Source organism: Companilactobacillus miaonis, assembly GCF_036913615.1.
GTDB lineage: Bacteria > Bacillota > Bacilli > Lactobacillales > Lactobacillaceae > Companilactobacillus.
Window position 1 is genome coordinate 18290 of record NZ_JAYKTX010000004.1, and the last position, 11602, is coordinate 29891.

The following is an 11602-nucleotide window of genomic DNA, read 5'->3' on the forward strand; positions in this document are numbered from 1 at the left end:
GGTTAAATACCGTTATCATAATTGTATCTATAATAGAATATATCAGGGTAGGAGGAAATTTTATGACAAAAGTAGTTTTGATTACTGGTATCTCTTCAGGAATGGGGCGTGCAGCGGCGTTATATTTCAAACAACAAGGTTTTGAGGTTTATGGTGGAGCTCGTCGAGTAGGAAAATTGACTGATTTAAAGGAATTAGGCATTCACACTCAAGCATTAGATGTGACTGACCAAATTTCTGTTCGTAAACTCGTTGATCGAGCAATTGCTGAACAAGGTCAGATTGATGTTCTGATCAATAATGCTGGTTATGGTGAGTTTGGGCCAATTGAGGAAGTTCCGATTGAAAATGCGAAGAAACAGTTCGATGTGAATGTATTTGGAGCAGCTCAAATCACAAAATTTGTTTTACCTAAGATGCGTCAGCAAGGCTTTGGCAGAATCGTGAATATTTCTTCAGTTGGAGCTAATATTTATAGTCCCTTGGGTGGCTGGTATTACACGACTAAAGCTAGTTTGAATATGTGGAGTGATGTGTTAGATTCTGAGGTTAAACCATTCGGTGTACGCTCGGTAATCGTTCAACCTGGGTTAACTAAGTCAGAATGGAGCAAGATTGCTTTTGACAATGCTGAAAAAAATCTAGTGAGTGATTCACCTTATACGAATGTCTTAACTAAGACTGAAGAATTGTTCGATAAAATCACTTTTAGTGAAGCAAGTGCCGAAGATTTGGCAAAAGTATTCTTTAAAGCAGCGACAGATGTTAAGCCAAAGCGTCGTTATTATCATTCAATTATCGATCATGGGATGGTCTTCGTCGCACGGGCAATGCCAAATACATATCGTTTTGCTTTGAACAAATTGATGAAGTAGAGGTGATAGAATGGCCTTTTTTGGATTTAAAGATATTGATAAGTTGTCAGAAGTCGATATGGCAATTTATCGTTTCATCGTCGATCATGATGAACAAGTTCCTTTTATGAGAGTGCGGGATGTTGCTAAAGGAGCCCACGTTTCAAATTCATCGGTCATGCGTTTCATTCATAAAATTGGTTACAGTAGTTTTCCTGAATTTAAAGTTTCTTTTAAAAACGAGAGTCAGGATCTGATGCGCTCTAAGTCAGATGTTTTGAAGATTATTACTCGGGATGCTTTCCCCAATGATATTGAGAAGACAATTAAGTTAGTGGCTCACTTGATGTTAGATGCTGACAACATCATCTTCTTTGGAATGGGTGGCTCGGGTGCGATTGCGGAATATGCTTCAAGACAAGCTGCTTCATTAGGATTTAATTCTTTTGCAGTCAAAGATCCATTCTATCCTTTGATTCAGCAATTACGAAATACTTCTAACAATGTTTTGATTACTCTATCGGTTTCCGGCAAGACAAACGAAATTGTTGAAACGTTGAATAATTTTGTCAACAGTGCTGATACGATCATGGCTAGTATCACGGGAAATATTGAAAGTCCGATTGCTCGCATAGGACGATATGCTTTGACCTATAGTGTTCCAGAAACTAGGATTCATAAATATTATGACTTAACCAGTCAGGTCCCTTGTGTATACATTGTCGATGGACTCTTAATGGAATTGCATAATCAGGATGTAGAACGACAAATGAATTAATTTAAGGAACACAGTGTTCCAACTGTGGAAAAATAAGCAAATCATAGGTACATAAATTCAAAGCGCTTACAAAGTATTCAAATTTTGTAAGCGCTTTTTTATACTAGTAATTGTAATCAAATAAGGAGGATTCACATTATGATGAATAGTTTCAATGCATTCATGGAAAAACACATCGTACCGTTCGCAACTAAGTTAAATGAACAACGTCATATTGCAGCGATTCGTGATGCTTTCATGTATACATTTCCAATCACAATGGCAGCTTCAATTGTCATTTTGATCAACAACCTTGTCTTTTCAAAGCAAGGATTTATTGCACAAATCTTATTCTTACCGAAATTTTTCCCACACTTAGAGGAAGCTCAAAAACTTCTTACATCAGTAACTAACGGGACAATGAATATTCTTTCAATATTTGTTGCATATCTAGTTGCTAGAAACTTGGCTAAGTATTTCAAAGCCGACGATATGCTAGTTGGTATGACTGGTATCGCAGTTTTCATGATCATGTACACACCATCAATCGTTAAAGACGGTGTAACTTATCTACCAACAACTTACCTCGGTGCTCAAGGTTTATTCGTTGCCATGATCTGTGGTGGTTTAGTTGGAGAATTCTTACCAAGACTTACTAAAATCAAGAAATTACAAATTAAGATGCCCGATATGGTTCCACCAGCCGTTGCTCGTTCTTTTAATGGTTTGATTCCAATCGTCTTTGTTATTATGATTGCTTCAATCGTTAACTACTTTATCGGTTTGGTTGCACCAGGTGGTATTAACGATGTTATTTACAAGTCGATTCAAACACCACTAACACATATTGGTGTAAATCTTTACGGTGTCATTATCATCGCTATTGTTCAAAACCTACTTTGGTTAGTTGGTATTCACGGACCAAATACTTTGAACGCTTTGAGATCAATCATCTTTACAGAAGCAGATTTAACCAATCAAACATTCATCAATGCTCATGGTACAGCTTGGGGTGTTCCAAACCGTGCTACATGGAGTGTCCTAAACGATGTTTTCGCTAATATGGGTGGTTCTGGTATGACACTAGGACTTATCATCGCTATTTTCTTAGTTTCAAAGCGTAAAGACTATCGTGCTATTGCCAAACTAGCTTTTGTTCCTGGATTGTTCAATATCAACGAACCATTAATGTTTGGTTTGCCTATTGTTTTGAATCCAATTATGGCTATTCCATTTGTTCTAACACCAGTTGTTAATATTTTAGTTGGATATGCGGTTACGGTTGTCTTCAATTGGATACCGACGCCAGCGTTTGGTATGACTTGGACCACTCCGGGACCACTGATGCCGTTCTTAGGTACCGGTGGTAACTTACTTGGATTAGTAATTGGATTCGTATGTTTAGGTATTTCTGTTGCTATGTACTTCCCATTTGTCTTAGCCGCTAACAAGATGGCTGTTGCTGATGGAGAAGACTCTGAAAAAGAAACTACAGAAAAAGATAAAGATACTGAGGAAGTCGATGGTGCTGTGGAAGCATAACATCGTTATAACGAACACGTAACGCATTTGAGGAGGATTTTTGTATGACTTTAGAAGGAAAAACATTTCCGGACGGATTTTTATGGGGTGGCGCAGTCGCTGCTCATCAATTAGAAGGTGGCTTTGACCAAGGTGGAAAAGGTCTTAGTACTGCCGATGTAATGACAATAGGAGCCAATGGTGTCGCTAGAAAAATAACTGACGGAATTGATCCTAATGAGTTTTATCCTAATCACAATGCGATTGATTTTTATCACCGTTATCCAGAAGATATTAAATTATTTGCAGAAATGGGCTTTAAGTGTTTTAGAACCTCAATTGCCTGGAGTCGCATTTTCCCAAATGGGGACGACGAACAACCAAACGAGGATGGTTTGCAATTTTATGACGACATGTTTGATGAGTTGCACAAATATAATATCGAACCAGTCATCACTTTGTCCCACTTCGAGATGCCTTATCATCTAGTAAAGAAGTATGGCGGTTGGCGTAGTCGCAAGGTGATTGATTATTTTGTGAAATTTGCGACCGTTGTCTTCAAGCGTTATCAAAATAAGGTTAAATACTGGATGACGTTCAACGAAATTAATAATCAAACTGAATTTGAATCAACGCACGCGCTCTTTACTGATTCGGGAATCATTCCGAGAACCGATGAAGATAATGAAAAATTGATGTATCAAGCCGCTCACTATGAGTTGGTCGCTAGTGCTAAAGTTGTTGAAATTGGGCATAAAATCAATCCTGATTTTCAAATTGGTTGCATGATTGCGATGACACCAATTTATCCATTAACTTCTAAACCAGCTGATATTTTATTTGCACAAAGGGCAATGCAGACACGTTTTTGGTTCGGGGATGTCCATGCTAATGGCGTTTATCCACAATGGTTGTTGAATCATTTCAAGGAGCGTAACTTTAACTTGGATATGACCGATGAAGATTTGGCTACTCTAAAGAAGGGGACGGTTGACTACATTGGTTTCAGTTATTACATGTCCTTTGCCGTTCAAGATACCGGAAAGCTTGAATATAATGAGAGTCATGACCGAGTTGCAAATCCTTATGTCAAGGCTAGTGAATGGGGTTGGCAAGTTGATCCAACCGGCTTACGTTATGCCATGAATTGGTTCAATGACCGTTATCATTTGCCACTGTTTATTGTCGAAAATGGTCTAGGTGCAGTAGATAAATTGACTGATGATAAAAAGGTTCACGACGATTATCGCATCGAGTACTTGACGGATCACATTCGTGAAATGAAAAAGGCTGTCTTAGAAGATGGCATCGATTTGATGGGGTATACACCTTGGGGCTGTATTGATTTAGTTGCGGCCAGCACTGGTCAAATGTCTAAACGTTACGGTATGATTTATGTAGATAAGAACGATGATGGGACTGGTTCACTGGATCGTTATAAGAAAGATTCATTCTATTGGTTCCAAAACGTTATCAAAACTAATGGTGCGGAGATCAAATGATGAAAAAATATGTTGGTTTAGATATAGGTGGAACCTCAGTTAAATACGGTTTAGTGGACGAGAATGGTGTGGTCACAAATAAGGATCACTTTGTAACCAATGTCGACGATAAAGACAAATTATTGAGTGATCTAGTAGCCGCAGTAAAAAAGATTCAAGCAATTGAACCAGTTGAAGGTATTGGCGTTTCTATGCCTGGAGTAGTGCAAGCGGACGGTTTCTTGACTACTTCTGGGGCAGTTAAATGCTTCACAGAAATCAACTTAGCCCAACTACTTGAAGAAAAAACGAATCTTCCGGCAAAAATTGAAAATGACGCTAACGCGGCCGCCATTGCCGAAAAATGGATTGGCTCAGCGCAAGGAATCCATGATTATATTGGATTAGTTTTAGGTACTGGTGTCGGTGGAGCCATGATCATTAACGACCAAATCTATCGTGGAGCCCATGCTCGTTCAGGAGAATTTGGCTGGATGATTGTTGAAGATGACGACGTTGATGTTGAAATGGGAACTTTGAATTTCCGTGGTGCAACGGTTATTGGCTTAATTAGGCGTTATAATCAATTTAGTGAAGACAAAGTTGATGACGCAAGAAAAATTTTCCAACGTGCAGATGATGGCGAAGTCTTAGCTCAAAGCGTTTTGAAGAGTTATTACCGTAGTTTGGCTAAAGGAATTATCAACTTAGAAGTTGCCTTTGATCCAGCCGTTGTGATCATTGGTGGCGGAATCAGTAATAATACTGAATTTATGGATAATTTGAATAAGACAATTAAGGAAATACAAGCTGTCCATAACAGTATTAAGGATATTGATTTACCAGAAGTTAAAGCAGCAAAACTCAAGAATGACGCTGGAATGATTGGTGCGGTTTATCAATTGATTCATGCTTAAAATTTGATTTATTATAAGAAACATGTAACACCCAAAAAAATTATAAATAGAATAGCTTTCAGTAGAAATATGGTAATGTAAGCGTTATAAGACGTGTACCTCTTGAAAGGTGGCGGTGCCTATGGTTTGGTCATTTCGTCATAATCTGCAAATTTCGTAGATTGTGAAGAGTGATTGCAAAATAGTGTTCCAAAATTATTTATATTTTTCATGAAATATTATTTAAATTTTTTCAATGTCAAACATTGAGGGGTGAAAATATGAAAACGTGGTTTAATGAAAAAATCATGCCAGGTATGATGAAATTCGTCAATACCAGGGGGATAACGGCCATTAAAAATGGTATGTTAGTTTCCTTGCCATTCATTATGATTGGTTCTGTTTTCTTATTGTTAGCATCGTTTCCTGTTCCAGAAGTTGCTAATTGGATGGACAAGACTGGTTTAACTCCATATTGGAATCAAGCTTACAATGCTTCATTCGGGGTTATGGCAATCTTTGCAGTTGTAGGTATTGCTTACAATTGGGCTAAAGATGCCGGATTTGAGCCATTGCCAGCTGGGATGACTGCTTTGGTCAGTTTCTTTCTAATCATGCGTCCTACAACAGCGGTTATGAATGGTACTAAAACTGTTGTTTCAGCTAGTCAAGCACCAACTATGCTTGGCGGATTCATCGATCGTACTTGGCTTGGTGGTCAAGGTATGATTGCGGCTATTCTAGTTGGATTGATTACTGGATGGGTTTACTCGTGGTTCTTGAGACATCACATCACAATCAAATTACCAGAATCTGTTCCACCTGCAGTTGCTGAATCGTTCGTTGCTTTGATTCCAGCTTTCGTAATCGTCTGTGGATTTCTACTTATTTACATTTTCTTTGATTTAGTAGCTCATCAAACAGTTACTCAATGGATCTATACAACGATTCAAACACCATTACAAGGTATTACAGACTCTGCTGGTGGTGTGTTCTTAGTGGGTATCTTAGTTCCATTCTTATGGTTCTTTGGTGTTCATGGTTCTACAATTATTGGTGGTATCATGAGTCCCTTACTACAAGCTAACGCATTGCAAAATGCTACGATTTTCAAAGCTCATGGGGTTGTAACTCAAGCCTTAGGTGGTCACATTTTTACTCAATCATTAATGGACCAATTTGGTACTGTTACTGGTGCCGGTATGACCTTTGGTTTGGCAGTTTACATCATGTTCTTTGCTAGATCAGCTCAATTGAAGGGAATTGGTAAGTTAGCATTTATCCCTGCAATATTCAATATTAATGAACCTATTTTGTTTGGTATGCCAGTTGTTTTGAACCCAATTATGGTATTACCATTCATGTTCATGCCAACATTTTCAATGTTATCAACGTATTTCTTAATTAAAATTGGAATATTGCCATATCTAAATGGTGTTCAAGTACCATGGACGACTCCACCTATTGTTTCTGGATTCTTAGTTGGTGGTTGGAAAGTCATGATTTGGCAAGCAATTATCATTGCATTATCATTCTTCGTTTATTATCCATTCGTGCACAAACAAGATATGATCTTGTACAAGCAAGAAAAAGAAGAGGAAGCTGCTGAAGCTAAATAAATCCTTTTAAAATAAAAACTCATAAGTTCAGATTTTGAATCTGAAACTTATGAGTTTTTTTGTTTAGAAATATTATCAATGAAATTCTTACACAGTTCGTTAGGATTTTTGCGATAAAAGAAGCCAACTTGAGCAGTGAAGTTCCAAGCTATCTTTTTGATGATGTAAGGAGAACATATATTGGCAAGAGTTTTGGGAACAACAATTAAGTAGTGATTCAATAAAGCATTGCTAATGGCTGATTTGTTATAGATTGGATAAGTGAAAATATTAATGTTTTTAACATGCTTATGAAGATAGTTTTCAACTTTATTAGAAATCGTAGATACTTTAGGATTGATTAATAGAATATTCTTATTTTCTAAATCCTTGTCGTGAAGAATATTTTTTTTAGCCAAGCTGTCAGTTGGAGGGACAGCTAAAACAAGTGGAGTGTTTCCACAAGGAATGAAATCGAATCCTTGATTTAAGAGTGGCTCCTCTGCAAAAACACTGTCGATTATGTCGATGTCTTCGGGAACATTTTTATAATCATTTATTTCTTTAAAGATAACCTTGGATTCTGGATTTTCCGTTTTAAAATTGGACCAATATTTGTCAAAAATATTAGAAAGACTTAAGTAGCTAGTACCAACGGTAATCATGGGCTGATATTTTTTCATATGTGACTCGACTTGATGGCACAGGTTACGTATTTTTTGCGCCTGAATCAGAAATTCTTGTCCAGCGTCGGTTAAAGAAATCCCATGAGTAGTTCTAATAAATAGTCTCAAATTTAGTTTTTTCTCAAGCAAATTGATTTGTTGAACAACGGCCGATCGAGAGATGTATAGATGTTGAGCTGCATTGGAGAAACTACCAGTTTGGGCAGCAATTATAAAAGTATCTAAATTATGGTTATACATTTTTTATACCTCGGTGTTAAGTCTTAACTTAACAACATGTTAACATACGTGGAAACCGCTTACCAAGCACTGATATATAATGAAATTATTAACAAAGTCGAGTTGAGGAGGATATTTTATGGAAGAATTTGATGTAGCAATTGTTGGTGCTGGGGCTTCAGGAATCAGTGCTGGATTGACAGCAGCACAAAATGGAGCCAAAGTAGTAATGCTTGAAAAGGGTGATAAATTTGGTGGTGCCGGGATGTTTGGTGCTCAAGGATTATTTGCTGTTGAAAGCAAACTTCAAAAAGATGCGGGAGTAAAGTATTCCTTAAAAGATGCTTATGAAGAAGTGATAAATTACACACACCACTCTTCAAATGCTCGATTGACGAAAGCAATTCTTGAAAAATCAGCCTCCACGATTGATTGGATGAAAGAAAATGGTCTGGAAACTGAACTAGTAACTAACACCCAAGAAGTTCATCAAGAGCATCCCCGGACTTATCATCAATTTATCGATAAGTTCAACGGTTTTCAAAGAGTAATGGATAATTTTAAAAAAGCTGGTGGTACTTTATTAACTGAAACTACGGGTGAGAAAATTATTCAAAAAGATGGTCGTGTGACAGGTATACAAATAAATCAACAAGGTAAATCTAGTGTGATTAAAACTAAAGCAGTTATTTTAGCCGACGGAGGATTTGCTGGAAATAAAGAAGAATTAGCCAAGAGTTTGGCCATTGATCCTAACGATTTATATTCCATGGGTGAAAGAAAAGCCACGGGTGATGGTTTGAGAATGTTAAAAGATGCTGGTGGGGTTAATAATTATAAGCGGATTTTGGAAAATCATGCAGCATCAGTTGTGACAGGTGAAAAGAATCCTTGGAATAACGGTTCTTTGATGACTTTGGCAACCGTGCCTTTATTGTGGATCGATCAAGAGGGGAAACGCTTCACTAATGAGGATATTGTTTATGACTTTGCACTTTGGGGGGACGTAACTTATACCGTTGGCGGGCATTATTACTTTGTTTTCGATCAAAAATTAGTTGATTATTTAAAGAAACAACAACTTGATTGGACGGGTTCGTTTGAGAGAACTGGTGCTTTATTAGCTCATAAACCAATGACTCATAAGATTGGACCAATGCCTGAACTACAAACGGAATTGGATAAATTTAATGGTGGACCAGTTTGGATCGAAGATAATTTACAAGCTTTAGCTAAAGATATAGATGTTGATTCAGATTCATTAAAAGAGAGCATCGAACGTTACGGCAAGTTGTCGAATCAAGGCAAAGATGTTGATTTTTATAAAGCAGATAAATTTATGAAATTTGCCCCGAAAAAGGCTCCATTTTATGCTGTGAAAGCTAATTCAACTACATTGGGTACCGTTGGTGGTGGCTTAGTTAATGAAAAATTTGAAGCTTTAACCGCTGAAAGAAAAGTAATTCCTGGTATTTATGTGGTTGGTAATGATGCTTCTGGGATGTTCGATTCGTCTTATCCAACTATTGAGGGCTTGAGCAACGCCTTTGCTTGGAATTCGGGAAGAATTGCCGGTGAAAGCGTCAGTGAATTTGTAAAATAAAGGAGGATAAATATGGCTTTAAAAGATGGCAGATATGAAGTTGTGGCGGATGTTTATCAAGGTGAGAAACTTCCTCTAATCGTTGAGGTCGTTAATGGGAAAATTAATCACATTCAAAGCAAAGATAAATTAGGTGACACGAATTTAAATAAGTCGGTAATTGATATTTTGTCTCATGAAATCAGTCGTACTCAGAGTTTGGGAATCGATGCGGTTTCTGGTGCTAGTCATTCTTCAAGAGGAATAATTGATGCAGTTAAAGAGGCTGTCAAGGCTGCCGGTGGTGAAATTAGTGAAAATGAGATTCAAACTAACGGAGCTAAAAAATATGATGCTACTGAGCGGACTAACGTCGAAGATTATTCTAACTGGCGGGAAGTTCCTAAGAAAATTGCTAAAGAAATTCAAACTGACTTGGTGATTGTTGGTTCAGGTATTTCTGGATTGGCAGCCGCAGTTGAAGCTGGAGAATTGGGACTTAAAACTTTAGTGGTTGAGAAAAATAGCTTCATTGCCGGAAATGGTGGCGGTGTTGAAGGGATTTTTGGTATTAATACTAAAATGCAAAAGGCTGCCGGAATAACTAGCGAACCGGAAAAAATAATTGCTAAGGAAATGGAATTAGCACAGTACCGAGTCGACGGGTCATTTTGGGTCGATTTAGTTAATAATTCTTCTGAAAATATCGATTGGCTGGTTAAAAATGGTGTTCAATTGACGAAGGTTGATGATTATTCTGGTATTTGCCAATTCCCAACTTTCCATTGGTTCAAAGATGGCGTGGCTTCCTCAGGATATGTGCCATATATGAAGAAAAAAGCTGATGAGTACGGCGTTAAATTCTTGTTAGACACACCAGCTTACAGTGTTATTTCTGATAATGGTGTAGTTAAAGGAATCTATGCTAAGAGTAGAAACGGCATGTTAAAAATCAATGCAAAAGCAACTATTTTTGCCACTGGCGGTGTTGGTCACAATGCTAAATTAATTGCTAAACAAGGTTGGAAGACGGATAATTTGAAATTCTTATCGATGCCTTCAAATACTGGTGATGGCTATCAAATGGCAATGTCAGTTAAAGCTCAGGATATGCTGGATGAATCATCAGAATTTATGGATAATTACATTCAAGCTTTACCAACAAATCGTTTGACGAAGATGGCTCCTGAGACGATGATTGCTGGTGGTGGTCCAGTTATTTGGGTCAATCAGGATGGTCGAAGAATTGCTAACGAAAACATTTCTAGTTACAACATGCTTTATCAACACATGCCAATCAAAGCTACTGAAGCAACATATGTGATCTTTAACAAGAAGATTTGGGATAAATGTGCTGAGATTGCTTTATTGAAGAATCCAGACCCCGATGAGATCTTGGAAAATGCGGTGAAAAGTAATCGTGGTAATTCTTTGTTTAAGGCTGATAACATTGCTGATTTAGCAAAAGATGTCGATATTCCAGAGGAAACCTTAATCGAAACAGTTAAGAAGTATAATGAATATTGTCAAAATGGACTTGATAAAGAATTTAATAAGGAAAAGATGAACTTAGTGCCAATTAATGAAGGACCTTATTATATTGGTAGACTGGATAATTCTAATTTAGTCGGACTAGGCGGAATTGGCGAAAATAATAAGTTCGAAGTTATTGATGATGATTTTGATGCCATCAAAGGTTTATATGCAGTTGGAGCAGATTCAACAATGCAATATAGGAATGTTTATACGATTACACTAGGTGGATCAGCATGTGCGCACAGTGTTAATTCAGGACGTCATGCTGTTATGAACGCACGTGATTATATTAATAAACAATAAATTTTAATGAGTAATTAAAAAATTCAAGGGATGTAATAATTCCTTGAATTTTTTTGTATCTAAGAATTTCTTATTTTAACCTTAACCAATCATCAAGACCCCAGTGCTGTTGCGATGCTATAACTTAACTATGCTTTTAAGCAGGAAGAAAAAAGTGCAATAGAGGTGA

The 11602-nt window shown here is 37.2% G+C and carries 9 protein-coding genes; 8 read left to right on the forward strand and 1 reads right to left on the reverse strand.

All coding sequences use genetic code 11. From position 1 onward, the window contains the following. The first annotated feature begins 62 nt into the window (after positions 1-62). The 6 genes from U8521_RS04215 (at position 63) to U8521_RS04240 (ending at position 7128) form a co-directional block, all read left to right on the forward strand. Positions 63-875, forward strand: a complete 813-nt coding sequence (locus tag U8521_RS04215) for an SDR family NAD(P)-dependent oxidoreductase (RefSeq protein ID WP_334351961.1) — start codon at positions 63-65, stop codon at positions 873-875. A gap of 10 nt (positions 876-885) precedes the next feature. Continuing rightward, entirely contained in the window at positions 886-1632 is a 747-nt protein-coding gene (locus U8521_RS04220) for a MurR/RpiR family transcriptional regulator (protein ID WP_334351962.1), read from the forward strand. Between the two features lie 141 nt (positions 1633-1773). Beyond that, entirely contained in the window at positions 1774-3153 is a 1380-nt protein-coding gene (locus U8521_RS04225; protein WP_334352068.1) for a PTS sugar transporter subunit IIC, read from the forward strand. Between the two features lie 44 nt (positions 3154-3197). After that, the gene (locus U8521_RS04230) at positions 3198-4634 is read left to right on the forward strand and encodes a 6-phospho-beta-glucosidase (protein WP_334351963.1); all 1437 of its coding nucleotides are present in this window, start codon (positions 3198-3200) and stop codon (positions 4632-4634) included. Further along, positions 4631-5530, forward strand: a complete 900-nt coding sequence (locus U8521_RS04235) for an ROK family protein (RefSeq protein ID WP_334351964.1) — start codon at positions 4631-4633, stop codon at positions 5528-5530. Before U8521_RS04230 ends, U8521_RS04235 begins: the two co-directional genes overlap by 4 nt. A gap of 260 nt (positions 5531-5790) precedes the next feature. Beyond that, positions 5791-7128 carry a PTS sugar transporter subunit IIC gene (locus U8521_RS04240; RefSeq protein ID WP_334333669.1) on the forward strand — a complete coding sequence of 446 codons (1338 nt, stop codon included), beginning with the start codon at positions 5791-5793 and terminating at the stop codon, positions 7126-7128. Positions 7129-7175: 47 nt separating this feature from the next. On the opposite strand, the gene U8521_RS04245 is transcribed toward U8521_RS04240, so the two are convergent. Next, the gene (locus U8521_RS04245) at positions 7176-8033 is read right to left on the reverse strand and encodes a LysR family transcriptional regulator (RefSeq protein WP_334351965.1); all 858 of its coding nucleotides are present in this window, start codon (positions 8031-8033) and stop codon (positions 7176-7178) included. 118 nt (positions 8034-8151) lie between these two features. On the opposite strand from U8521_RS04245, the gene U8521_RS04250 reads away from it, so the two are divergent. Next, positions 8152-9615 (forward strand): FAD-dependent oxidoreductase, encoded by a 1464-nt coding sequence (locus U8521_RS04250; RefSeq protein ID WP_334351966.1) that lies wholly within the window; start codon positions 8152-8154, stop codon positions 9613-9615. 12 nt (positions 9616-9627) lie between these two features. Beyond that, positions 9628-11433 carry an FAD-dependent oxidoreductase gene (locus U8521_RS04255; RefSeq protein ID WP_334351967.1) on the forward strand — a complete coding sequence of 602 codons (1806 nt, stop codon included), beginning with the start codon at positions 9628-9630 and terminating at the stop codon, positions 11431-11433. Positions 11434-11602: the final 169 nt, after the last annotated feature.

Coding starts and splice junctions, on each gene's coding strand:
- U8521_RS04250 (WP_334351966.1), top strand. CDS start 8,152: ATGGAAGAATTTGATGTAGCAATTGTTGGTGCTGGGGCTTCAGGAATC.
- U8521_RS04220 (WP_334351962.1), top strand. CDS start 886: ATGGCCTTTTTTGGATTTAAAGATATTGATAAGTTGTCAGAAGTCGAT.
- U8521_RS04245 (WP_334351965.1), bottom strand. CDS start 8,033: ATGTATAACCATAATTTAGATACTTTTATAATTGCTGCCCAAACTGGT.
- U8521_RS04235 (WP_334351964.1), top strand. CDS start 4,631: ATGATGAAAAAATATGTTGGTTTAGATATAGGTGGAACCTCAGTTAAA.
- U8521_RS04215 (WP_334351961.1), top strand. CDS start 63: ATGACAAAAGTAGTTTTGATTACTGGTATCTCTTCAGGAATGGGGCGT.
- U8521_RS04255 (WP_334351967.1), top strand. CDS start 9,628: ATGGCTTTAAAAGATGGCAGATATGAAGTTGTGGCGGATGTTTATCAA.
- U8521_RS04225 (WP_334352068.1), top strand. CDS start 1,774: ATGAATAGTTTCAATGCATTCATGGAAAAACACATCGTACCGTTCGCA.
- U8521_RS04230 (WP_334351963.1), top strand. CDS start 3,198: ATGACTTTAGAAGGAAAAACATTTCCGGACGGATTTTTATGGGGTGGC.
- U8521_RS04240 (WP_334333669.1), top strand. CDS start 5,791: ATGAAAACGTGGTTTAATGAAAAAATCATGCCAGGTATGATGAAATTC.